Below are 22,768 nucleotides of genomic sequence, written 5' to 3' on the forward strand. Positions count from 1 at the left end.
AGGACTGTGCCGCACTCGCCCGGCCCGGCGCAGCGCCTCGACCTGCTGCGGTCGGGCCAGGCGCACGGAGACGGGGTCGGAGCGCAGCGCCCGATCGATGCCCTCGGGCAGGGGGCGCGAGGAGGCCACCAGCACGCAGTTGCCCCTGCGCTTGCCGGACAGGTGTGCGGGCTCGGCGATCGCTGATACGTGCTCGAACACGGTGGACAGCGTCGCCACCTCGTCGGCCATCAGCCCGGAACCCGGGGGAGCGGCACAGTTGGCGAGGTAGATGCCGCCGTCCTTCAGCACCCGCGCCGCGTGCGTGCAGGCGTCGGCGGTGAGCAGTGAGTCGGGGGTGGTGCTGCCGGCGAACACGTCACGCACCAGGACGTCGAACCGGTCCTCCCGCCACGCCGTGAGCGCGCTGAGCGCGTCGTCGATGCGGATCCTCAGCTGGGGTGAGCGGGGGAGGTCGAACCATTCCCGCGCCCGCTCGGCCAGCTGACCGTCGATCTCCACCACGATGTGCCGGCTGCCGGGATGCGCGGCTGCGACAGCGCGGGGGAGCGCGCAGCCGGCCCCGCCCAGGTGCGCGAGCTGCGGTGCCGTCCCGGAGATCTGCTGCAGGTGCAGGTCGATCACCAGCTGCATCCAGCGCATGTACTCGAAGACCAGGTGCCTGGGATCGGGATGCAGGTGTGAGGAGGGGACCCCGTTGACCTCGAGGAGCAGGGATCCGTCCTGCTCCTGGGTGAGTCGCGCGGCCCCGGTGGAGATGGGCAGGGCCACGCCCAGCTGCGGCAGGTGCCCGAAGACGGAGCTGGAGCTGCTGTGGGTGCGTTCACGGCGGGCCATCGCTCCACTCTAGGTCCCTCCCCACTGCAGGTCCCTCCCCACTGCAGGTCCCTCCCCACTGCAGGTCCCTCCCCACTGCAGGTCCCTCCCCACTGCAGGTTCCTCCCCACTGCAGGTTCCTCCCCACTGCAGGTTCCTCCCCACTGCAGGTCCATCCACTCCCGATCAGGTGGGGCTTCGTTCGTCGGTGCCCGTTCCTACGGTGGGTTCACCCGGTGAGGAGAAGCACGGAGAGCAACGAACAGGAAGGAGCCGCCATGACCGCCCCCACGATCACCCCCGCCCGCATCCGTCTGGCCCGTCTCGATGAGGACCTCGCGGGGCTGGGTCGTGCCCGCTGGCTGCTCGCCGAGGGGGAGCGGCTCGCTGCTGAGCACCCGCGGGAGGCATTCGAGCTCGTGCACCGGGCAGCGCTGCGAGGCGCCGGGGTGCTGGTGCAGCGGGCCAACCGCGATCGCCGCCGGCGGCTCCCGCTGAACGTCTGGACGGCACTGGAGCGGCTGGGAGGGGACGCCGCGTCGCGCTCCGAGCAGATGGCCCCGATGGTGGCCGAGCGCGCGCGTCTGGAGCGCAGCCTCGACGCGCTCCCGGATCCGGTGCTGCTGCGTCGCCACATCGAGCTCACCGCCCTGCACCTGTCCGCGGTATCGGAGGCCCTGCTGGAGGGCATGCCGCAGCAGGTGGTGGCCCTGGCCGGATAGTGCGGCCGGTACAGTCGAGCTCATCTGCCCCCTGATCCCCACCTGCTCTGCCGAGGAGGTCTCGATGACCATGCAGGTCCCGGGTGCCGCGCCGGATCCGGAGATCCCCGGCATCCTGCACCTGGACATGGACGCCTTCTTCGCCTCGGTGGAGATCCGGGACGATCCTTCCCTGCGGGGACTCCCGGTGGTGGTGGGCGGGGCCGGAGCTCGCGGTGTGGTGGCCGCTGCCAGCTACCCGGCGCGGGCACGGGGGATCCGTTCGGCCATGCCCATGGCCACCGCCCGTCGCCTCGCCCCGGATCTGGTGATCGTCCCCGGGCGCATCCATCGCTACCGCGAGGTCTCCCGCCAGGTGATGGACCTGCTGCGGGACGTGGTGGCCGATGTCGAGCAGATCAGCGTGGACGAGGCGTTCCTGGACGCCCGCCCGGCCAGGCGGCTGTTCGGGCCTCCCGAGGAGATCGCAGGCCTGCTGCGCAGGCGGATCCGAGAGGAGCTGGGGCTGCCCAGCTCGGTGGGCGGCTCCGTGTCCCGGGCAGTGGCGAAGATCGCCTCCGCCCGCGCCAAGCCCGACGGCATGCTCATCGTCCCCGCGGAGAGCACCGCGGCATTCCTGGCGCCGCTGCCGGTATCGGTGATCTCGGGCATCGGGCCCACGGCCGTGAAGGCGCTGGAGCGCATCGGCGTGCACACCGTCGGCGACGTGCGCGACGTCCCTGTCTCGACCCTCGCCCGCGCCATCGGCCCCCAGGCGCTCCAGGTGATGCGGGTGGCCGATGGCAGTGACCGCACCGGCCTGGGACATCGGGTGCGCGACAAGTCCCTGGGCACCGAGCGCACCTGGGACGAGGACCTCACCGATCCGCACGAGGTGCGCCGCCGCATCACGGTGATGGCCGACGACGTGGCCCGGCAACTGCGCCGCTCCGGGTTCGTGGCCCGCACCGTGGTCCTCAAGCTGCGCTCGCCCGACGGCGCCACCATCACCCGCTCGGCCACGATGGACCAGCCCACCTCCAGCGGCGAGCGCCTGCGCGAGCACGTGGTGGCACTGTGGGAACGGGAGAGCACGCGCATGCCGCGGGTGCGACTGGCCGGGGTGCGGGCCACGCAGCTGGCATCAGCCGGGCCGGGCGGGGAGCCCCGGGAGCTGACCGGGCGTTCGGCCGGCTGGCAGGACCTCGAGGCCGCCATGGATCGCGCCCGTGACCGGTTCGGCGCCTCCAGCCTGGCTCGCGGCTCCACGTTGCGCCCGGAGGGGGCGGGTCCGGCGGTGCGGTCCGGCCCCGGGGATCGTGAGGTTCCCATTCCCAGGGGCGACGCCTAAACTAGGGGGACCGCCGATGACGGCCGCCGTCCGGGATCGAGCGGGGAGGCGCCCAGGAGCGCGGAGCACGGGGACAAGGAGCGGGATCATGCCGCTGTCGGAGCACGAGCAGAAAATGCTCGATGAGATGGAACGTCAGCTCTTCGCCGACGATCCTCGCCTTGCGCGCGCCTTCTCGCCGTCGCGAAGCCCCCGCCGCAACGGCCGCCGCATCGCGATCGGCCTGGGCGGGGTGGTGCTGGGCCTGCTGGTGCTGGTCCTCGCGGTGGCCCTGCCGGCCGTGTGGCTCGGCGTGATCGCCTTCATCGGCATGCTGGCCGGGGCGGTGTATGCGGTGACCTCCCCGACGAACTCCAACGATGGGGACGGCCCCGGGGACTCCGGCGGCACCCGCCCCACCACCCAGGGCCCCCTGGACAACGGCGGCACCTTCATGAAGAAGATGGAGGACCGCTGGGAGAAGCGCTCGGGGGACGACTCCCGGTTCTGACCACGGCCGTCGGACCCGTGCCCCGGCGGATGCCCCGCCCCTGCTGACGCCCCGGCTCCTAGGAGCCGGGGCTTCTTCGTGTCCAGCCGCCTCCCTCCGGCCGGTTCCCCACCCTTCTCCGCCCGGTTCTCCACCTCCCTCCACCGGGCCCCTCCCTTTCCCTCCACCACCTCCCTCCCCGGTGCACCCCCGCGCAGCACGACGCGGCAGGGCCTTCGAACCGAAAGCTCCTGACCTGCACTGATGATGCCGCCCGGCGGTTGCGGTGCGGGGCTCGTCTGTGATGTCCGAGGCGATGGAACCACCTCGGGTGCTGCGGGAGCGCTCCACGTCGCCGATTTTCCCCCCACCTCACACCACTGCTATGACCAGCAGTGATGTGCGCCATGGGGGGCGAATCGGCGCCAGGGGTAGCGCGATGTGGGGCGGAGTGGGGTAAAGTGGAGCGCGTTGGGAGGAGATGGTTCCGCACTTCCCGTCCATGCAGGTGAGAGGGGGTCGAGATGTTCCTCGGCACCTTCACGCCCAAGCTGGACGAGAAGGGGCGCCTGATCTTCCCGGCGAAGTTCCGTGACGAGCTCGCCACGGGACTGGTGATGACTCGAGGCCAGGAGCACTGCATTGCGGTGTACCCGATCGCCGAGTTCCGCCAGAAGCTCGATGAGGCCCGTCGGGCGCCCACCACCGATCAGCGCACGCGTGACTACCTGCGCGTGCTGCTCTCCGGCGCGGAGGACGTCATCCCCGACAAGCAGGGCCGCATCACCATCCCGAGCCACCTGCGCTCCTACGCGGGCCTGGACCGGGAATGCGCCGTCATCGGCGCGCTGGACCGGCTCGAGATCTGGTCCCTCCCGGCCTGGGAGACCTACCTCGAGCAGAAGGAGGAGGGCTTCGCCCAGACCGCCGAGGAGGTGGTCCCGGGCCTGTTCTGACGGACATCCGTCCTGTGAGACCTCTCGTCGTTCCCGCCCCGACGCTACTTCCCCGGTGGCGGGTCGGGAACGACGGGGAATCTGGCTGGACGGCCCCGACGACATCACCCATCGACACACAGCACAGGACCGACACCGCAGCACCGGGGAGGGGGCACGATGGACCGCACACCGCAGCGGGGCGACACCGGCAGCGCCGCGCCCGCCGAGGAGCGACACGTCCCCGTCCTCCTCGACACCACCGTGGACCTGCTCACCCCCGCCCTGCAGAGCCCCGGCTCGGTGTACGTCGATGCGACGCTGGGGATGGGCGGGCACGCCGGCGCCGTCCTCGCCGCCGCCCCCGCCGCGCGCCTGGTGGGAATCGACCGCGATCCCCTGGCACTGGACCTGGCCCGGGAACGGCTCACCCGCGCCGGGTTCGCGGACCGACTCACCCTGGTGCACGCCACCTATGACGAGATCCCCGAGGTCCTCGCCGACCTCGGTCTCGACAGTGCCGACGCGGTGATGATGGACCTGGGCGTCTCCAGCTTCCAGATCGACACCGCCGATCGCGGGTTCTCCTACGTCGCCGATGCCCCGCTGGACATGCGCATGGACCCCTCCTCCGGGGGGCCCACCGCGGCCGATCTGCTGCGCGACCTGCCCGAGGCGGAGATCTCCCGCATCCTCCACCAGTACGGCGACGAGCGCTTCGCCCGTCGGATCGCACGGCGCATCGTCGAGCAGCGCGAGCACGCCCCGCTCACCCGCAGCGGCGAACTGGTCACCCTGCTGGACCGTGCCGTCCCTGCCGCCTCGAAGGCCAGCGGTGGCCACCCCGCCAAGCGCTCCTTCCAGGCGCTGCGGATCGCGGTCAACGACGAGCTGCGGATCCTCGCGAGCGCTCTCGAGGGTGCGCTGGACAGCGTGCGCCTGGGCGGCCGGATCGTCGTGGAGTCCTACCACTCAGGTGAGGACCGCCTGGTCAAGAGTGCTTTCGCGCGTCGTACCCGCTCCTCGGCCCCACCCGGCCTGCCGGTCGAGCTGGAGGAGCACCGCCCCACCTTCACCTCTCTCGTGCGCGGCGCGGTCCAGGCCGGGCCCGCCGAGCGCGAGACCAATCCCCGCGCGGGCTCCGTCCGCCTGCGCGCACTGACCCGCACCCGCATCGTCGAAGGAGCCTCGTGACATGGCCTCCACCTCCGCCATCCGCTCCGTCGCCGTCCGGCCCGTTCGCTCCGCGCGGCCGGCCGGCTGGTCCACCCCGCGCCTGACCGTCCTGGCCCGACCGAAGGCCGCCGGCAGCGCCATGCCGTTCACGCTGCTGTGCACCGCGATCGTGGTCGCGACACTGGCTGCTCTGCTCTACCTGAACATCCAGATGTCCGACACCAGCTACGAGATCAACCGCCTGCAGATCCAGTCCCAGCGACTGACCGAGGAGCAGCAGGCACTGATGGCCACAGACGAGCGTCTGGGCACCCCCCAGGAGCTGGAGCGACAGGCCCGCGAGCTGGGGATGGTGCCGGTGACCGATCCCGCCTACATCGACCTGGACACCCGCACCGTGCTCTCCGACACCGTCGATGCCGAGGCACCCGCACCTCCGGAACTCGCCGAGGTTCCGGCGGAGCAGGCCGTGCCGCCCGCGCAGATCTACGATCAGCCCCAGGCGTATCACGGCATGGGCAACGAGGGAGCCTGAGCAGATGGCGGACGACCGCAGCAGGAAGCGCAGCCCCCGCGGCACGGGGAGGACCCGCGCGCCCCGGGGCTCCTTCCGCGTCCCCACGGCCCGGGTGGGCAGCCCCGCCGTCCGCCACCGCCTGCTGCTGACGCTGATCATGGTGGCGGTGATGGCACTGTCCGGTCGACTGATCTGGGTGCAGGGACTGGACGCCAGTGCCCGCGCGGAGGAAGCGGTCAAGCAGCGCACCGTCACCCGCACCATCCCCGCTCTGCGCGGTGACATCCTGGACCGCAACGGCACCGTGCTGGCCAGCTCCCAGGAGCGCTACGACCTGTGGGTCAACCAGCTGCAGGTCGACACCTACCTGGAGAACTCCACGACGGCGGAGGTCACGGGCATCCCGGCGGCAGCCCAGAAGCTCGCCCCCGTGCTGGGCTGGAGCGTGACCGAGACCGAGGAGGCGCTCACCGGCGATCGCGGCTTCATGTACCTGGAGAAGAACGTCGACCCCGCGGTGCGGGACGCCGCCCTGGCCCTGAAGATCCCCGGCATCGGCGCGGACCGGGTGGCCCAGCGCATCTACCCGGCCGGTTCCGTGGGCGGGAACGTGCTGGGCTTCGTGGGATCCGACGGCACCGCCCTGGCCGGTACCGAGCTCACCTACGACGACCAGCTCAGCGGTACCGACGGCACCACCACCTACGAGCGCGGCGCCCAGGGCCAGATCATCCCCACCGGTCGGCAGGAGACCACCCAGGCCGTCGACGGCCGTGACCTCGTCCTCACCATCGACCGGGACCTGCAGTGGAAGGCGCAGCAGGTCGCCGCGAGCGCAGCTGACAGCTGGGGTGCCACCGGCGCCAGTGCGGTGGTCCTGAACGCCCGCACCGGCGAGGTGCTGGCCCTGGCCGACTACCCCACCTACGACCCCAACGCCCCGGGCGAGGCACCCGAGGAGAACCGCGGCAACCGCTCCATCTCCAACGTGTTCGAGCCGGGCTCCACCGGCAAGGTGTTCACCGTCGCGGCGGCCCTCGAGGAGGGCACCGTCACCCTGGACTCGCAGTACGAGGTGCCGTACACCATGAACTTCGAGGGCCATCGCATCAAGGACGCGCTCACCCACGAGGATCAGCGGCTCACGCTCGCCGGGGTGCTGAAGAACAGCTCCAACGTCGGCACCGTGCAGATCTCCGAGACCCTCCCACCCTCGGTGCGCTACGACTACCTGAAGGCGTTCGGCCTGGGGGAGCCCACCGGCGTGGGTCTGCCCGGTGAGTCCGCCGGCGTGGTCCACCCCGCCTCGCAGTGGACCGGCCGCACCCGGTACACGACGGCCTTCGGCCAGGGCTACTCCGTCAACGCTCTGCAGATGACCTCGGCGGTGGGCACCTTCGCGAACGACGGAGTGCGGGTGCAGCCGCGGATCGTCGCCGGCACCCGGGAGGACGACGGCAGCATCCGACCGATGGGGGAGCCCGAGTCCACCCGCGTGGTCTCCTCCGAGACCGCCGCCACCATGACCGAGCTGATGGACAACGTGGTCGAGGACGGCGTCTCCGGCGCGAGCGTGCCCGGGTACGCGGTGGCCGGCAAGACCGGCACCGCGCAGGTCCCCGGTGGCACCTACACCGCCTCCTTCATCGGCTTCGCCCCCGCGGACGACCCGGAGATCGTGATCGGCGTGTTCGTGTTCGGCCTGAACAGCTTCATCTCGGGCGGCCGGGCTGCAGCACCCGCCTTCTCCGAGCTGATGACCTTCACCCTCCAGCACCAGGGCATCCCTCCCACCGGCAAGCCCGCACGCGTGCTCGAGAACGAGTGGTGACCGGCCCCGTGTCCGCAGTCCCCGCTCCCGAGCCCGCTCGTCCTCGCCGTCGAGCCGGGGTGAGCATCGGTGCGCTCGCCGCGGAGCTCGGCGCAGCACCGCCGCCGTCCCTGACCGACCTCGAGGCCACCGTCTCCGGGGTCACCCTCGACTCCCGCGGCGTCGAGGCGGGGGATCTGTGGTGCGCCCTGCCAGGTGCCAATGCCCACGGCGCCGACTACGTCGAGCAGGCCGTCTCCCGCGGGGCCGTCCTCGCGCTGACCGACGACGCCGGCGCGGAGGCCTGCGCGCGGGCCGGGCTGCCCGCCCTGGTGGTCGAAAACCCGCGTCGGGAGACCGCCACCGCCGCCGCTGTGGTCTACGGAAGACCGGCGCAGCACCTGCGCACGATCGGCGTGACCGGCACCAACGGGAAGACCTCGGTCACCACGATGGTGCACCGCACCCTGCTGGCGCTGGGCCGCCCCAGCGGCATGGTCGGCACCAGCGGCACCGAGTACCGCGACGCGACCGGCACCGATCATGCGATCGCCACCGTGCGCACCACTCCCGAGGCGCCCGAGCTGCACGGCATCCTGGCCCGGATGCTGGAGGACGACGTCGAGGCCTGCTCCATGGAGATCTCCTCCCACGCCCTGGTGCTCCACCGCGCGGACGAGGTCGTGGCCGACGTCGCCTGCTTCACCAACCTCTCGCAGGACCACCTCGACTTCCATCCCACGATGGAGGACTACTTCGCGGCCAAGGCCCTGCTGTTCACCCCGGAGCACTCCCGGCGCGGCGTGGTGTGCGTGGACGACGAGTGGGGCAGGCGCCTGGCCCACCGGGCCCAGGTGCCCGTGACCACGTACGCCACCCTCCCCGGCATCGAGGCGGACCATGTCGCGCGGGAGATCCTCCCCGATGACTACGGCAGCGTGTTCACCGTCGTCGGGAAGCAGGGCGCCCCGGCGCAGCGGCGCCTGCGCGCGGCACTGCCCGGCCGCCACTACGTCGCCAACACCCTCGCGGCCGTCCTGCTGCTGGAGGCCATCGGGGTGAGCGGTCCGGAGGTGGACGCCGCCCTCGGCACCGCCGGCACCGTCCCCGGCCGGATGGAGCCCGTGGCCCTCGCCCCGGTGCGCGGAGTGGTCGACTACTCGCACACCCCCGATGCGCTCGAGAAGGCGCTGACCACGCTGCGCTCCGTCCCCGGCACCCGCCGCGTGATCTGCGTGATGGGCGCCGGTGGCGACCGCGACCGCACCAAGCGCCCGCTCATGGGGGAGGTCGCCGCCCGGTTGGCCGACGTGGTGATCATCACCGACGACAACCCCCGCACCGAGGACCCCGCCGCGATCAGGGCAGCCGTGCGCTCCGGCATCCCGGATGCGACGAACGCCGAGGTCCACGAGGTGGACGGCCGGGGCAGCGCCATCGAGCTGGCCGCCTCCCTGGCGGACGTGGGCGACACCATCCTCGTCTCCGGCAAGGGAGCCGAGACCGGGCAGGACATCGGGGGTATCGTCCACCCGTTCGATGATCGCCTCCGCCTGCGCGACGCCCTCGCCGCGCGGCCCGGACCGGGCGACCCCCAGGCTGACGGAGGACACTGACCATGCTCGCCATCACTGCGCACGACATCGCTCGCCTCGTCGGCGGCACCCTGGTGGGCGGCGCCACCGGTGAGGAGCGGGTGACCGGTGAGGCCCGCATCGATTCGCGCACCGTGACCGAGGGCGATCTGTTCGCCGCCTTCGAGGGCGAGACGGTCGACGGCCACGACTTCCTCGCCGCAGCCGTCGCCGACGGCGCCGCGCTGTGCCTGGTCTCCCGACAGACGGCCGAGGACATCCCGGCCGTCCTGGTCGACGACGTGCAGCGCGCCCTGTCGGACCTGGCCCGCGCCCAACTGGAGCAGGCACGCCGGGAGAACCCGCAGCTGCGGGTGCTCGCGATCACCGGCAGCGCCGGGAAGACGGGCACCAAGGACCTGCTCGGGGTGGCCCTCGGCGATCTCGGCCCCACGATCGCCCCCGTCGGCAGCTTCAACAACGAGCTGGGCCTGCCGCTGACGGTGCTGCGCCTTGACGAGCACACCCGCTTCCTGGTGCTGGAGATGGGAGCCCGTGGACCGGGCCACATCGCCCACCTGACCGACATCGCCCGCCCCGACATCGCCGTGGTGCTCAACGTGGGCTCCGCCCACCTCGGCGAGTTCGGCTCCGTCGAGGGCATCGCCCGGGCCAAGGCCGAACTGGTCCGGTCGCTGTCCCCCGAGGGGCGAGCCGTGCTGAACGCCGAGGATCCCCGGGTGGCCGCCATGGCGCAGCTCACCGAGGCCCCGGCGGTCACCTGGGGGCTCGACCGGGGCGACGTGCGCGCCACGGACCTGCGGCTCGACGACGACGCCCGCGTGAGCTTCACCCTGCAGGTCCCGGAGGGCCTCACCCGACCGGACGGTTCGGACATTCCCGCCGGATCCTTCGAGGTGCGCCCCGATCTGCTGGGGGAGCACCAGGCCGCCAACGCGATCGCCGCCCTCACCGCGGCGATCCTCGCCGGGGTCGAGCCCGCTGCCGCCGCGGCCTCCCTCCAGGGAGTGCGTCTGGCCTCCGGGCAGCGGATGGAGGCCCGGCGCGCCGGCGATGTGCTGGTGATCGACGACGCCTACAACGCCAACCCCGACTCGATGCGCCTGGCGCTGAAGACCCTCGCGCACCTCGGGCGCGGCCACCGCACCATCGCCGTGCTGGGCGAGATGCTCGAGCTGGGCGAGGAGTCGGTGCGCCTGCACGACGAGATCGGGCGCCTGGTGGTGAGGCTGAACATCGGTCTGCTGATCGTCGTGGGGCAGGGCGCGGCCCCCCTCCACCACGGGGCCAGCCTCGAGGGCAGCTTCGGTGGGGAGTCCATGCAGGTGGCCGACGTCGAAGAGGCCCTGGCTGTGCTAGAACGGACCCTGGCGCCCGGCGATGTGGTGCTGCTGAAGTCGTCCCGCGACGCAGGCCTGCGCCAGCTCGCACGGCCTCTGATCGCGCACCTGGAACGACGCGCGGACCGTGCCCGGCACCAGGACGGAGGAGCACACGCATGATCCCGATCCTCATCGCGGGGGGCACCGCCCTGGTGCTGGCGATCTTCGGCACCCCCCTGTACATCCGGGTCCTCGTCAAGCGCGGGTACGGCCAGTTCATCCGCGATGACGGCCCCACCTCCCACGCCACCAAGCGAGGCACGCCCACCATGGGCGGCGTCGCCATCATCCTGGCCACGATCCTCGCCTACGGCATCGCCCACCTGGCCGTGTGGGAGCCCCCCAGCATCTCCGTGCTGCTGGTGCTGTTCCTGATGGTGGGCCTGGGCGTGGTGGGCTTCCTGGACGACTACCTGAAGATCTCCCAGCAGCGCAGCCTGGGCCTGCGGCCCCGCGCCAAGCTGCTGGGTCAGTTCGTGGTGGCCACGGCCTTCGCCGTGATGGCGCTGCTGTTCCGGGACGAGTCCGGCCTCACCCCGGCCTCCACGAACATCTCCTTCGTGCGGGACGTGCCCTGGCTGGACCTCGCCTTCGGCGGCAGCGTCGCGGGCTTCATCCTCTTCGCGGTCTGGGCGAACTTCCTGGTGGCGGCCTGGTCCAACGGCGTGAACCTCACCGATGGCCTGGACGGCCTGGCCTCCGGCGCCACCATCATCTTCACTGCCGCCTACCTGGTGATCTCCTTCTGGCAGTGGCGGCAGGTGTGCAACGTGGACTTCGCCGCTGGCGGCACGGTCAACTGCTACGACGCCCGCGACCCGCTGGACACCGCCGTGCTGTGCGCGGCGATGATCGGTGCCTGCGTGGGCTTCCTGTGGTGGAACACCTCCCCGGCGAAGATCTTCATGGGCGACACCGGGTCCCTGGCCCTGGGCGGCGCGATCGCCGGCCTCACCATCGTCTCGCGCACCCAGATCCTGGGCGCCGTGATCGGCGGCCTGTTCGTGGCCATCTCGCTGTCCGTGATCATCCAGGTGGCCAGCTTCAAGACCACCGGCAAGCGCGTGTTCCGGATGGCCCCCCTCCAGCACCACTTCGAGCTCAAGGGCTGGAACGAGGTCACCATCGTGGTCCGCTTCTGGATCGTGGCCGGGATCCTCGCGGGCCTCGGCCTGGGCCTGTTCTACCTCGACGCCCTGCCGAGGCTCACCTCATGACCACGCCCCCGGCCGGTCCTACGACCGGCCCAGCCCATGGTCTCCCGGCCGAGCAGCGGGCCTGGCCGGGCATGGACGTGGCCGGGCTGCGCATCCTGGTGACCGGCTTCGGCGTCTCCGGCTACGCGGTCGCGGACCAGACCATGCAGCGCGGCGCCCGGGTGCTGGTGGTCGACAGCGCCGACACCCCCGAGAACCGGGAGAAGGCCCGGATCCTTCAGGTGCTGGGTGTCGAGGTGCGCCTGGGGGCCGAGCACACCGGCTCCCTCCCCGCCGACCGTGAGGTGGACCTGGTGGTCACCTCACCCGGCTGGCGGCCCGAGCAGCCCCTGCTGGTCCAGGCCCAGCAGGCCGGGATCCCCGTGTGGAGCGAGGTCGAGCTGGCTCGCCGCATGCAGGCGGCCGACGGGCCCGCCTGGCTCGGCATCACCGGCACCAACGGCAAGACCACCGCGGTCACCATGCTGGAGTCGATCCTCCAGCACGCCGGCCTGCGCGCCGTGGCCTGCGGCAACGTGGGCCTGCCGGTGATCGAGGCGGCGCTGGACCCGGAGGGCTTCGACGTGCTGGCCGTGGAGCTGTCCAGCTTCCAGCTGCACCGCACCGAGCACCTGGACTGCCAGGCCGCCGCAGTGCTCAACGTGAGCGACGACCACCTGGACTGGCACGGCAGCGCCCCTGCCTACGCCGCCGCGAAGGGTCGCATCTACGAGGGCGTCGAGCGCGCCTGCGTGTACAGCGTCGCCGACCCCACCACTCGTCGCCTGGTCGAACAGGCCGACGTCCTCGAGGGCGCCCGCGCCATCGGCATCACCCTGGGCTCCCCGGGACCCTCCGAGCTCGGCGTGGTCGACGGGATGCTGGTGGACCGCGCCTTCGTCCCCGATCGGCACCGGCAGGCGGCCGAGCTCGCCACCCTCGAGGACCTCGCCCACCTGGGTCCCCACGGCGCCGGCCCGCACATCGTGCTGGATGCCCTGGCCGCCGCGGCACTGGCCCGCGCCCACGGTGTCGAGCAAGCGGCCGTGCGCGACGGCCTGCGCGCGTACCGCATCGGCCGCCACCGCGCCGACCTGGTGGCCCGCATCGACGAGGTCGCCTGGGTGGACGACACCAAGGCCACCAACCCCGCCGCAGCCCGCGCCTCCCTCGCCGCCGCCGAGCGCGTGGTGTGGATCGCCGGAGGCGACACCAAGGGCGCTGACATCGACCCCCTGGTCCAGGCCGTCGCCGGCCGACTGGTCGGCTGCGTGCTGCTGGGCACCGATCCCGCCCCGTTCGCCGAGGCGCTGGGGCGACACGCCCCTGACCTCCCCGTGGTGCGCGTGGATCCGGGTGACACTGGCGATGTCGCCGGGCGCTCCCGGCTGATGGAGGAGGCGGTGCAGGCCGCCCGCTCCCTCGCCTCGGCGGGGGACGTGGTGATGCTGGCACCGGCCGCAGCCTCGATCGACCAGTTCCGCAACTACGCGGAACGGGGGGAGCTGTTCGCCGCGGCCGTGGAACGACTGGCAGGAGCGAACGGATGACGATGCAGGAGACCCGCCGGTCCACCCGGGTCGTCCGCCCCGAGGAGGAGAACCCCCTCGGTGACGTCGGCTCCCGCCTGCGCGCCGGGGTGGGCAACTGGCTGAAGTCACCGGCCCTGGACTTCTACGCCCTGATCGTGCTGGGCACCCTGCTGGTGGGCGTGGGCCTGATGATGGTGCTCTCCTCCACCGCGGTGCTGAACATCTCCCGCGGCCAGTCCGGCTTCGCGGGACTGCTGCGTCAGGGCACCTTCGCGGGCCTGGGGCTGGCGTCCCTGCTGGTGGCCGCCTCGATTCCGCCGGGCTTCTACCGCAAGGCCGCCTGGCCGCTGCTGATGCTGGGCCTGGCCCTGCAGACCCTCGTGCACACGCCGCTCGGCGTCGACGTCGACGGCAACCGCAACTGGATCCGCATCGGGTCCCAGACCCTGCAGCCCTCGGAGTTCCTCAAGCTGGCCCTGGCCGTGTGGCTGGGCGCCCTGCTGGCCATCAAGCGGCCGTTGCTGCACCGGCCCGCCCACCTGCTGTTCCCCCTGGTCCCCGGGGTCCTCGCCGCGCTGGGCCTGGTGGTGCTGGGGCGCGACCTGGGCACCACGCTGGTGATGTGCCTGCTGGTGGCCGGTTCGCTGTGGGTGGCCGGCGTGCCCCGGCGCTGGTTCGCCGCCGGTGGAGCTCTCGGCCTCATCGGCGTCGTCGCCCTCACCATCACCAGCGGCAACCGCATGGGCCGTATCAACTGCTGGCTCAAGGGCGAGTGCGTCGGTGGCACCGGCTACCAGTCCGAGCAGGGCCTGATGGGGCTGGCCGAGGGCGGCTGGTGGGGTGTGGGCCCCGGTGAGTCCCGCCAGAAGTGGGGGCGCCTGCCCGCCGCGGAGGACGATTACATCTTCGCGGTCCTGGGGGAGGAGTTCGGCCTGGCCGGCACCCTGGGCGTGCTGTTCCTGTTCGCCGTGCTGGCCCTGGTGATGTTCCGTATGATCACCCGCACCGACGACGTGTTCCGCCAGATCACCATCGCCGGCATCGCCTCCTGGATCCTGGGGCAGGCCTTTGTCAACATGATGGTGGTGACGGGCCTGATGCCCGTGATCGGTGTCCCGCTGCCGTTCATCTCCTCCGGCGGCTCCGCCCTGCTGGCGTCCATGACGGCGCTGGGCGTGCTGCTGTCCTTCGCCCGCAGCGAGCCGGGTGCGCGCGAGGCCATCACCGCCCGCGTGGGCGCGGTGCGCAGCTCCGTGAGCGTGCTGCCCGCTCCGCGCGGCGGCTCCACCGGCGATTCGCGCCGCCCCCGCCGTTCTCGACGGCGCGCGCGCACGGCTCAGGGGCGGAGCCGACGATGAGCGGATCACCCAGCGGTCCCGACGCGGTCCGTGACCCTCGCGCCGCACGCGCCCCCCGGGTCCTGCTGGCCGGAGGGGGCAGCGCCGGCCACGTCTCCCCGTTGCTGGCCACCGCCGCGCGCATCCGTGAGCAGGCGCCCCAGGCCCAGATCGTGGTGCTCGGCACCGCTTCCGGGCTCGAGGCCGATCTGGTGCCGGCCGCCGGCTTCGAGCTGGTGACCATCGAGAAGGTGCCCTTCCCGCGGCGACCCGGTGGCGCTGCCGTCCGCTTCCCGGCGCGGCTGGCGGGGAGCGTGCGGGAGGTGCGCGCCCTGCTGCGCGACCGCGGCATCGACGTGGTGGTGGGCTTCGGCGGGTACGTGTGCCCTCCCGCCTACCTCGCCGCCGCCGCCTCCCGCATCCCCCTGGTGGTCCATGAGGCGAATCGCCGCCCGGGCCTGGCCAACCGCCTCGGAGCGGTGCGCGCCGCCGCCGTGCTCACGGCTCTGGACGGCACCCGCCTGCGGGGCGCCCGCCGCATCGGCATGCCGATGCGCGAGGGCATCGCGCACCTGGATCGCGCGGCCCGCCGCGACGGGGCGGTGCAGGAGTTCGGCCTCGATCCGGCACGCCCGGTGCTGCTGGTCACCGGCGGCTCCCTGGGCGCGCAGCGCCTGAACGGCGCCGTCTGCGAGGCCGCCCCCGCTTTCCTGGAGGCCGGTGCCCAGATCCTGCACATCACCGGCCGCGGCAAGGCCGAGGACCTCACCCCGCGTCCCGGCTACCGGGTGGTGGAGTACGTGCGGGCCATGGAGGACGCCTACGCCGCCGCGGATCTCGCCCTGACCCGCTCGGGCGCCGGGACCGTGTGCGAGCTGACCGCCGTGGGGCTGCCCGCCGTGCTGGTGCCCCTTCCGATCGGCAACGGCGAGCAGGCGCTGAACGGCCAGGACGTGGTCAGCGCCGGTGGGGCGCTGATGATCGAGGATGCGCAGATCACCGCATCGCGCCTGGTGGAACAGGTGCTGCCGCTGCTGCTGGACCAGGAGCGACGCGCAGCCATGGCCGCGGCCTCCCGCCGCTTCGGCATCCCCGATGCCGCCGAACGACTCGCCGAGATCGTGATCGGTGCCGCACGGGAGCCTGGCCGCCGGTTGTGACCCCGGCCGTTACCGTGAAGCCATGACTGACGCCGCTGCCCGCACCCAGGGGCCCGCACCCCGCACCATCCTCACTCCCGGGGACGTCGTCACCCACGCGCAGTGGCCTTCCGGGAGCCCGATCCGCTCCCTCCACGTGGTGCGGATCGGCGGGGCCGGGATGTCGGCCGTGGCGCGGCTGGCCCTGGAGGCCGGCATCGAGGTCAGCGGCTCCGACTCCCAGGACGGCCAGTTCATCGGCCCGCTGCGCGAGGCGGGAGCCCGCATCGGCATCGGCTTCGATGCGGACCTGCTGGCCGAGGACCTGGACCTGGTGGTGGTCTCCACCGCCGTGCGCGCCGACAACCCCGAGATCATCGCCGCCCACCGGCGCGGCATCCCCGTCGTCCACCGCGCCGCGGCCCTGGCCGGGCTCATGGGGCAGCGGGACCTGGTGGCCATCGCCGGCACCCACGGCAAGACCTCCACCACCGGCCTGGCCGTGATGGCGCTGCGCGGTGCGGGCCTGGATCCTGCCTGGGCGCTCGGGGCCGCCGTGCCCGACCTGGGCCGCAACGCCGGCCTCGGTGCGGAGCCCTCGCCCACGGAATCGATGCGCGACGGCACCGGGATCGCCGTGATCGAGGCCGACGAGTCCGACGGCTCCTTCCTGGCCTTCACCCCCCGGTCCCTCGTGGTCACCAACCTCGAGCCCGACCATCTCGACTTCCACGGGGACGCCGCCACCCTGCAGGCCGGCTTCGACGCCCTCACCGACCGGATCCTTCCCGGCGGCACCCTGGTGGTGTGCGCCGACGACGAGGGCGCCCGGGCGCTGGGGGAGCGGGCCGCCGCTCATGGCGCGAGCGTGAGCACCTACGGCACCAGCGAGGACGCCGACTGGCGGGTCCTCGCCGAGGACTCCGGCCCCGATGGCACCGATGTCGAGGTGCTCAGCCCGCGCGGCCCGCTCCGGGTGCGCCTGGCGGTGGCCGGCCACCACAACGTGCTCAACGCCCTGGGTGCGCTCGCCGGTACCGCATCGGCCGCGCCCGATGCGCCGCTGGAGGCGCTCGCCGACGGGCTGGGACGCTTCACGGGGGCCTCCCGCCGCTTCGACCTGGCCGGTGTGGTGGACGGCATCACGGTGATCGACGACTACGCCCACCATCCGCGCGAGGTCACCGCCACCATCGCCGCCGCGCGCGCCATCGTCGCCGATCAGGGTGCGGGTGGCCGGGTGCTCGCGGTGTTCCAGCCCCACCTGTTCTCCCGCACCCGCGACTTCGCCGCCGCCTTCGCCGCCTCCCTGGAGGGCGCGGACCTGGCCTGGGTGATGCCCGTGTACCCCGCCCGTGAGGACCCCGACCCGACGGTGGATGCCCGCACCATCACCCAGCACTCGACCGCCGCTCACGTGCGCCCCCTGGACGCACGTGCACCGGTGCCCTCCCAGGTGGCGGGGGAGGCCCGCCCCGGGGACCTGGTGCTGATGCTCGGTGCCGGGGACGTGGTGGAGGACACTCCGGCGGTGCTGCAGGCGCTGCGCCGCGCCCGGGGGACGGCCTGATGGCCCGCCGCCCCAGCCCGCCGCGCCCCACCGGGTCGCGGCGGTCCTCGCAGCAGTCCGGCCGGGTCCCGCCGCAGTCCGGCCGGGCCCCGCAGCGGCCCCTCGAGGCCCAGCGGGGGCAGGAACCGCGGGAGGCCGCCCCCTCCGACCCGCCGGGCCGCAGCTACGGCCGCTCGCCCGTGACCGCCGTCGGCGCGCCCCGCAATCCCCGGCCCGCGCCCCGCGACACCCGGCCCGAGCTCCGCGAGCCCCGCCCCGACGCTTCCGACAGCCCTGACGGCCCCGACAACGTCGTCCCTGCCGCTCACCGCTTCCGTGCCCTGGTGGCCGGTCGGCCCTGGCGTCGTCGCCGGCGCGCGATCATCGCCGGTGCCGTCGTCGTGACGCTGGCGCTGATCGGTGTGCTGTCGGCCGCGATCTGGCTGCCCGCCCTGCGGCTGCAGCAGATCAGCGTCTCGGGCCTGGGCTACGTCGAGGAGCAGGCGGTGCGCTCCCACCTCGATCCTCGCTTGGGGGACAGCGTGCTGCTGCTGCCCACCGACGCGATCGGCGAGGACCTCGCGACCGTCCCCGGCATCGAGTCCGCCCAGGTGGAGCGCCGCTGGCCCGATGGCATGCACGTCACCGTCGTCGAGTCCGAGCCTGTCGCCCACCTGACCCGTGCCGATGGCACCGTCGCGGTGATCGACGCCGCAGGGGAGGAGCTGCCGGCGGCCGCGGCCGAGGGCGCGACGCTGATCCCGCTGCGAGTGGGCACCACCTCACAGGACCCCGACGGCGCCGCGGAGGCGATGACCGAGGTGCTCGCCGAGCTGCCTGACCCGATCCGCCCTGCCGTCCAGGACATGACCGCCACCAGCCCCAGCGACGTCACCTTCACCCTGGCCCTGGAGGACGGCAGCACCAAGAGCGTGGTGTGGGGCGATGCCCGCGACGCCGAGCTGAAGGGCGACGTGGTCCAGGCGCTGATCCCGCAGCCCGGTTCCGTGATCGACGTCTCCTCCCCGGTGGCGCCGGTCACCCGCTGACCCTCGCGCGCCCTCGCCTTCGCGGCCTGAACCCCGGGACCGGGAGGTTCGCCACACGACACGCGCGGCAGGTCGTTGCGCCCCGTCGGCCACGTCCTTAGCGTCGAAGAGAAGGAACGGGGCCGCAGAGTCCGAACCTCAACTCGAGGTCGAGGGTTGGGTCCCCGTTCGACAGCAGATCGACAACAGCAAGGACATCAACGTGGCCGGATCCCAGAACTACCTCGCAGTCATCAAGGTCGTCGGCATCGGCGGCGGCGGTGTCAACGCCGTCAACCGCATGATCGAGGCCGGTCTCAAGGGCGTCGAGTTCATCGCCATCAACACCGACGCGCAGGCCCTGCTGATGTCGGACGCCGACGTCAAGCTCGACGTCGGCAAGGAGATCACCCGGGGGCTCGGGGCCGGTGCCGATCCGGAGGTCGGCAAGAAGGCCGCCGAGGACCACGCCGAGGAGATCGAGGAGGTCCTGCGCGGGGCCGACATGGTCTTCGTGACCGCCGGCGAGGGCGGCGGCACCGGCACCGGCGGTGCCCCCGTGGTCGCCAAGATCGCCCGCAGCCTTGGCGCGCTGACCATCGGTGTGGTCACCCGCCCCTTCACTTTCGAGGGCCGCCGCCGCTCCACCCAGGCCGAGTCCGGCATCGCCGCCCTGCAGGCCGAGGTGGACACCCTCATCGTGATCCCCAACGACCGTCTGCTGTCCATCGCCGACAAGCAGGTGTCCATGCTGGACGCCTTCAAGTCCGCGGACCAGGTGCTGCTCTCGGGTGTCCAGGGCATCACCGACCTGATCACCACCCCGGGCCTGATCAACCTCGACTTCGCCGACGTCAAGTCCGTGATGCAGGGAGCGGGCAGCGCCCTGATGGGCATCGGCTCCTCCCGCGGCGACGACCGCGCCCTGCAGGCCGCCGAGCTCGCCGTCTCCAGCCCGCTGCTGGAGGCATCCATCGACGGCGCCTACGGCGTGCTGCTGTCGATCCAGGGCGGCAGCGACCTGGGCCTGTACGAGGTCTCGGAGGCCGCACGCCTGGTGCAGGAGGCCGCGCACCCCGACGCGAACATCATTTTCGGCGCCGTCATCGACGACGCCCTGGGCGACGAGGTGCGGGTGACCGTGATCGCCGCGGGCTTCGAGGCCGGTGGCCCCCCGCAGCGCACCGAGCAGTCCCGCCCCGCTGCGCGTCCCGAGCCGGTCCAGCCGCGCCCGGCCGCGACCGAGCGCACCGCCTCCATGAGCGGGGCCGGTACGGCCGCGGGGGCTGCCGGCGGCTGGGGCGTCCCGCAGCAGACCTTCGCGCCCTCCCGCCCCTCGGCCGAGCAGCAGCAGGAGCCCCGGACCGAGCGGATGGACCCGGCCGACCAGGAGGACGAGGACCAGCACCAGGGCAACGGCCAGGCCGCTCGCCCCGTCCCCGCACCGCAGTCGGAGCCCGTGCGTCCCCCGCGCATCGAGGAGCCGCCGGCCGACGACGACGATCTCGACCTGCCGTCCTTCCTCAAGTGAGGACACCTCTTCCCGCACGGGCTCCGCGACTTCGCGGGGCCCGTGCCCTGTTCACCACGCGTGAGGGCGGGGTGGGCAAGGGCCCGTACGAGTCCCTGAACCTCGCCCGGCACGTCGGGGACGATGACGCCGTGGTCAGCGAGAACCGCTCGCGGGTGGCCGAGGTCGTGGGACGCCCGCTGGTGTTCGTGGACCAGGTGCACGGCGCCCAGGTGCATGTGCTGCCGCGGGCCGAGGCGTCGGCGCACGGGGCGTCCGCCCGCGACGGGGCGACCGCCCGCGACGAGGCGACATCGGGACCGGGGCAGCCCCCGGTGGTGACCGCCGACGCCCTGGTCACCGACCGCGACGACATCGCCCTGGCCATCATGGTGGCCGACTGCATGCCGGTGCTGCTGAGCGAGGCGGAGGCGGGGGTGATCGGTGCGGCACACGCGGGCCGGCCGGGGCTGCTGGCCGGGGTGCTCGAGGCGACCGTTGCGGCGATGGAGCGCCTGGGCGCACGAGCCGAGCGGATACAGGCGGCCGTAGGTCCGTCGGCCTGCGGAAGGTGCTACGAGGTGCCGCCGGACATGGCCGAGGACGCCGCTCGTCGCCTGCCCTCGACCCGCACCCGTACGAGCTGGGGCACCCCGGCGATCGATCTGCGCGCCGGCGCCGTGGAGGCACTCGGCCGGGCGGGCGTGCCGGCCGATGCGATCGACCGTGACCATCCCTGCACCATCGAGGACCCCGCCTGGTTCTCGTATCGCCGCAGCCGCACCACGGGCCGCTTCGCCGGGGTGATCCGCCGGGGCTGAGGCGGGTGGGCCCGTCGGTGGGGAGTCGACGATTCCTGCGACACGCCCCGACACGCCGGGCGCGTCCCCGTCGCGCGGCGGGCTCTCCGGTACTTTCGGGACAGGACCCCCACGCACTCCCCGTGCTTCCCTGGGGTCCAGGTCAGCGTGACGGAAGCACAGACTGGGAGATCTGCGATGGGAACCTGGCGCAACGCCATGGTCGCTCTCGGCCTCGCCAACGAGGTCGACGACGAGTACTACGAGGACGAGCTGGACCGTCGGGACGAGGCGGCCTCGCACCGCCGCGCCGAGCGCGGTCCGGAGACCACCGACCGTGAGGCCCAGGTGACGCCGATCCGCCAGCGGTCGAGCGTCGTGGCCATGACCCCCGCCGTGGAGGAGTCGATGCACCGCATCACCACGATCCACCCGCGTTCGTACAACGACGCCAAGGCGATCGGCGAGTCCTTCCGCGACGGCGTGCCCGTCATCGTGAACCTCTCCGACATGCAGGACGGCGACGCCAAGCGCATGGTCGACTTCTGCGCCGGCCTGGTGTTCGGCCTGCGCGGCACGATCGAGCGCGTCACCTCCAAGGTGTTCCTGCTCTCTCCGGAGTTCGTCCAGGTCGACGGGGACTCCTCGGCCGACGAGGACAGCTTCTACAACCAGAGCTGAGATCCGGTGCAGCTGATCGCAGGAGCGCTGTACCTCGCCGTACTGCTGTACATGCTGCTGCTGATCGCGCGGCTGGTGATGGAGTGGATCCGCGCCTATTCGCGGGACTTCCGGCCCTCGGGCCTGGTGCTGGTGCTGTTCGAGGTGGTCTACACGCTGACCGACCCCCCGGTGAAGGCACTGCGCCGACTGATCCCCCCGCTGCGCATCGGTGCGGTCGCTCTGGACCTGAGCATGATGCTGCTGCTGGTCGTGGGCTGGATCCTGCTGCGGGTGCTGGCCGGCCTGGCCATGTGACACGGGGCAGCCGCCGTGAGCTGCTGCGCGTGCGCGCTGGCTCGCGTGCGCGCTGGCTGGTGCGGGGTCGGGGGCGTGAGCATGCGCCGGTCAAGGCCGTCGCCCCGTGCGCGAGGAGCCCGGGCGCGGCCCCGTCGCCCGATCGGCTACGCTGGTCCTTGCTGCGCCTGGTGCGCTGACACACCCGAGACTGACGAGAAGGTGACCCATGGCTCTGATGCCCGATGACCTGCTGCAGAAGCGGTTCACCCCGGTGCGGTTCTCCGAGGGCTACGACATGGATGAGGTCGACAGCTACCTCGACCACGACATCCTGCCCCGCCTGCAGGAGCTCATCGACGAGAACAACCGCCTGACCAAGGAGCTCGAGGAGGCGCACAACCGCATCGCCGAGCTCGAGTCGGCCGCTCCGGCCGCCGGTGGCGACGACCACGACGAGACCGTCGTGCGTGAGGCCCCCGAGGGCGAGCAGATGCACGAGACGCCTGCTGCCGCCGTGCCCAAGCAGTCCGCCGAGGCGGACGTCGACGCCCGGGCCGATACCGAGGCCACCGGCCCCCAGACCGTGGTCGATGCCCCGCAGGAGCAGCCCGAGCCCGATCGCGACGCCGCTCCGCGGGACGCCGCCGGGATCATCGCCCTGGCGAATCGCCTGCACGACGAGTACGTCAAGAACGGTGAGGACGAGCGCGACCGCCTCATCAACGAGGCCAACGAAGAGCACCGCCGCATCGTCACCGAGGCGGAGGAGAAGTCCCGCACCACGCTGGACGCCATGGAGTCCAAGAAGGCGGAGCTGGAGAAGTCCATCGAGGGTCTGCGCACCTTCGAGCGCGACTACCGCAACCGTCTGCGCAACTACCTGGAGAACCAGCTGCGCGAGCTCGACACCAGCGAGACCCAGGACAAGCAGGCGAACTTCGGTCTGTGAGTCCTACGCACTCCAC

Annotated in this window: 21 protein-coding genes; 20 read left to right on the forward strand and 1 reads right to left on the reverse strand. The window is 72.5% G+C overall.

The annotated features are described in order from the left end of the window. Positions 1-837: spermidine synthase (locus M4D54_RS11160; protein ID WP_259891487.1), on the reverse strand; the 837-nt coding region annotated here is incomplete at its 3' end. A gap of 257 nt (positions 838-1,094) precedes the next feature. Between M4D54_RS11160 and M4D54_RS11165 the strand changes: the two genes are divergently transcribed. From M4D54_RS11165 to M4D54_RS11260, 20 genes are all read left to right on the forward strand, one after another. Further along, positions 1,095-1,538 (forward strand): SAV_6107 family HEPN domain-containing protein, encoded by a 444-nt coding sequence (locus tag M4D54_RS11165; RefSeq protein WP_193866108.1) that lies wholly within the window; start codon positions 1,095-1,097, stop codon positions 1,536-1,538. A gap of 64 nt (positions 1,539-1,602) precedes the next feature. After that, positions 1,603-2,868 (forward strand): DNA polymerase IV, encoded by a 1,266-nt coding sequence (gene dinB, locus M4D54_RS11170; RefSeq protein ID WP_228019503.1) that lies wholly within the window; start codon positions 1,603-1,605, stop codon positions 2,866-2,868. 88 nt (positions 2,869-2,956) lie between these two features. Further along, complete coding sequence (locus M4D54_RS11175; protein WP_259792106.1) at positions 2,957-3,358, forward strand: DUF3040 domain-containing protein; 402 nt, start codon at positions 2,957-2,959, stop codon at positions 3,356-3,358. Between the two features lie 503 nt (positions 3,359-3,861). Further along, positions 3,862-4,293, forward strand: coding sequence for a division/cell wall cluster transcriptional repressor MraZ (gene mraZ, locus M4D54_RS11180; protein ID WP_193866109.1), 432 nt, complete (start codon positions 3,862-3,864; stop codon positions 4,291-4,293). Between the two features lie 159 nt (positions 4,294-4,452). Then, positions 4,453-5,466 carry a 16S rRNA (cytosine(1402)-N(4))-methyltransferase RsmH gene (gene rsmH / locus M4D54_RS11185; RefSeq protein ID WP_193866110.1) on the forward strand — a complete coding sequence of 338 codons (1,014 nt, stop codon included), beginning with the start codon at positions 4,453-4,455 and terminating at the stop codon, positions 5,464-5,466. Between the two features lies 1 nt (position 5,467). Further along, positions 5,468-5,983 carry a hypothetical protein gene (locus tag M4D54_RS11190; protein WP_193866111.1) on the forward strand — a complete coding sequence of 172 codons (516 nt, stop codon included), beginning with the start codon at positions 5,468-5,470 and terminating at the stop codon, positions 5,981-5,983. Positions 5,984-5,987: 4 nt separating this feature from the next. Continuing rightward, positions 5,988-7,796, forward strand: coding sequence for a penicillin-binding protein 2 (locus M4D54_RS11195; protein WP_259891505.1), 1,809 nt, complete (start codon positions 5,988-5,990; stop codon positions 7,794-7,796). Positions 7,797-7,804: 8 nt separating this feature from the next. After that, positions 7,805-9,391, forward strand: coding sequence for a UDP-N-acetylmuramoyl-L-alanyl-D-glutamate--2,6-diaminopimelate ligase (locus M4D54_RS11200; RefSeq protein WP_259891507.1), 1,587 nt, complete (start codon positions 7,805-7,807; stop codon positions 9,389-9,391). 2 nt (positions 9,392-9,393) lie between these two features. Continuing rightward, positions 9,394-10,872, forward strand: coding sequence for a UDP-N-acetylmuramoyl-tripeptide--D-alanyl-D-alanine ligase (gene murF / locus M4D54_RS11205; protein WP_193866114.1), 1,479 nt, complete (start codon positions 9,394-9,396; stop codon positions 10,870-10,872). After that, positions 10,869-11,969, forward strand: a complete 1,101-nt coding sequence (gene mraY / locus M4D54_RS11210; RefSeq protein WP_259891508.1) for a phospho-N-acetylmuramoyl-pentapeptide-transferase — start codon at positions 10,869-10,871, stop codon at positions 11,967-11,969. The genes murF and mraY overlap by 4 nt, the downstream gene beginning before the upstream one ends. Next, a complete protein-coding gene (murD, locus tag M4D54_RS11215) occupies positions 11,966-13,498 on the forward strand; it encodes a UDP-N-acetylmuramoyl-L-alanine--D-glutamate ligase (RefSeq protein WP_259891511.1) in 1,533 nt (510 codons plus the stop codon). Before mraY ends, murD begins: the two co-directional genes overlap by 4 nt. Beyond that, positions 13,495-14,838: an FtsW/RodA/SpoVE family cell cycle protein gene (locus M4D54_RS11220; protein WP_259891514.1), complete on the forward strand. Its 1,344-nt coding sequence runs from the start codon at positions 13,495-13,497 to the stop codon at positions 14,836-14,838. The genes murD and M4D54_RS11220 overlap by 4 nt, the downstream gene beginning before the upstream one ends. Continuing rightward, entirely contained in the window at positions 14,835-15,977 is a 1,143-nt protein-coding gene (gene murG, locus M4D54_RS11225) for an undecaprenyldiphospho-muramoylpentapeptide beta-N-acetylglucosaminyltransferase (RefSeq protein ID WP_193866118.1), read from the forward strand. The genes M4D54_RS11220 and murG overlap by 4 nt, the downstream gene beginning before the upstream one ends. Before the next feature lie 22 nt (positions 15,978-15,999). Beyond that, positions 16,000-17,526, forward strand: coding sequence for a UDP-N-acetylmuramate--L-alanine ligase (murC, locus tag M4D54_RS11230; protein ID WP_259891515.1), 1,527 nt, complete (start codon positions 16,000-16,002; stop codon positions 17,524-17,526). Beyond that, positions 17,526-18,554: a cell division protein FtsQ/DivIB gene (locus M4D54_RS11235; RefSeq protein ID WP_259891516.1), complete on the forward strand. Its 1,029-nt coding sequence runs from the start codon at positions 17,526-17,528 to the stop codon at positions 18,552-18,554. Before murC ends, M4D54_RS11235 begins: the two co-directional genes overlap by 1 nt. 202 nt (positions 18,555-18,756) lie before the next feature. Next, complete coding sequence (gene ftsZ / locus M4D54_RS11240; protein ID WP_259891517.1) at positions 18,757-20,064, forward strand: cell division protein FtsZ; 1,308 nt, start codon at positions 18,757-18,759, stop codon at positions 20,062-20,064. After that, positions 20,061-20,864, forward strand: a complete 804-nt coding sequence (pgeF, locus tag M4D54_RS11245; protein WP_259891519.1) for a peptidoglycan editing factor PgeF — start codon at positions 20,061-20,063, stop codon at positions 20,862-20,864. Before ftsZ ends, pgeF begins: the two co-directional genes overlap by 4 nt. A gap of 177 nt (positions 20,865-21,041) precedes the next feature. Beyond that, a complete protein-coding gene (locus tag M4D54_RS11250) occupies positions 21,042-21,524 on the forward strand; it encodes a cell division protein SepF (RefSeq protein ID WP_193866120.1) in 483 nt (160 codons plus the stop codon). Between the two features lie 6 nt (positions 21,525-21,530). Continuing rightward, entirely contained in the window at positions 21,531-21,821 is a 291-nt protein-coding gene (locus tag M4D54_RS11255) for a YggT family protein (RefSeq protein WP_193866121.1), read from the forward strand. A 208-nt stretch (positions 21,822-22,029) separates the two neighbouring features. Beyond that, positions 22,030-22,752 (forward strand): DivIVA domain-containing protein, encoded by a 723-nt coding sequence (locus M4D54_RS11260; RefSeq protein WP_193866122.1) that lies wholly within the window; start codon positions 22,030-22,032, stop codon positions 22,750-22,752. Positions 22,753-22,768: the final 16 nt, after the last annotated feature.

It is taken from the genome of Brachybacterium sp. p3-SID1565, from assembly GCF_025143785.1.
GTDB classification, from domain to species: Bacteria; Actinomycetota; Actinomycetes; order Actinomycetales; family Dermabacteraceae; genus Brachybacterium; species Brachybacterium epidermidis.

Bases quoted from the DNA above. Each gene is read 5' to 3' on its own strand.
- M4D54_RS11165 (WP_193866108.1), top strand. From the start codon at position 1,095: ATGACCGCCCCCACGATCACCCCCGCCCGCATCCGTCTGGCCCGTCTC.
- dinB (WP_228019503.1), top strand. From the start codon at position 1,603: ATGACCATGCAGGTCCCGGGTGCCGCGCCGGATCCGGAGATCCCCGGC.
- M4D54_RS11175 (WP_259792106.1), top strand. From the start codon at position 2,957: ATGCCGCTGTCGGAGCACGAGCAGAAAATGCTCGATGAGATGGAACGT.
- mraZ (WP_193866109.1), top strand. From the start codon at position 3,862: ATGTTCCTCGGCACCTTCACGCCCAAGCTGGACGAGAAGGGGCGCCTG.
- rsmH (WP_193866110.1), top strand. From the start codon at position 4,453: ATGGACCGCACACCGCAGCGGGGCGACACCGGCAGCGCCGCGCCCGCC.
- M4D54_RS11190 (WP_193866111.1), top strand. From the start codon at position 5,468: ATGGCCTCCACCTCCGCCATCCGCTCCGTCGCCGTCCGGCCCGTTCGC.
- M4D54_RS11195 (WP_259891505.1), top strand. From the start codon at position 5,988: ATGGCGGACGACCGCAGCAGGAAGCGCAGCCCCCGCGGCACGGGGAGG.
- murF (WP_193866114.1), top strand. From the start codon at position 9,394: ATGCTCGCCATCACTGCGCACGACATCGCTCGCCTCGTCGGCGGCACC.
- mraY (WP_259891508.1), top strand. From the start codon at position 10,869: ATGATCCCGATCCTCATCGCGGGGGGCACCGCCCTGGTGCTGGCGATC.
- murD (WP_259891511.1), top strand. From the start codon at position 11,966: ATGACCACGCCCCCGGCCGGTCCTACGACCGGCCCAGCCCATGGTCTC.
- M4D54_RS11220 (WP_259891514.1), top strand. From the start codon at position 13,495: ATGACGATGCAGGAGACCCGCCGGTCCACCCGGGTCGTCCGCCCCGAG.
- murG (WP_193866118.1), top strand. From the start codon at position 14,835: ATGAGCGGATCACCCAGCGGTCCCGACGCGGTCCGTGACCCTCGCGCC.
- murC (WP_259891515.1), top strand. From the start codon at position 16,000: ATGACTGACGCCGCTGCCCGCACCCAGGGGCCCGCACCCCGCACCATC.
- M4D54_RS11235 (WP_259891516.1), top strand. From the start codon at position 17,526: ATGGCCCGCCGCCCCAGCCCGCCGCGCCCCACCGGGTCGCGGCGGTCC.
- M4D54_RS11250 (WP_193866120.1), top strand. From the start codon at position 21,042: ATGGGAACCTGGCGCAACGCCATGGTCGCTCTCGGCCTCGCCAACGAG.
- M4D54_RS11260 (WP_193866122.1), top strand. From the start codon at position 22,030: ATGGCTCTGATGCCCGATGACCTGCTGCAGAAGCGGTTCACCCCGGTG.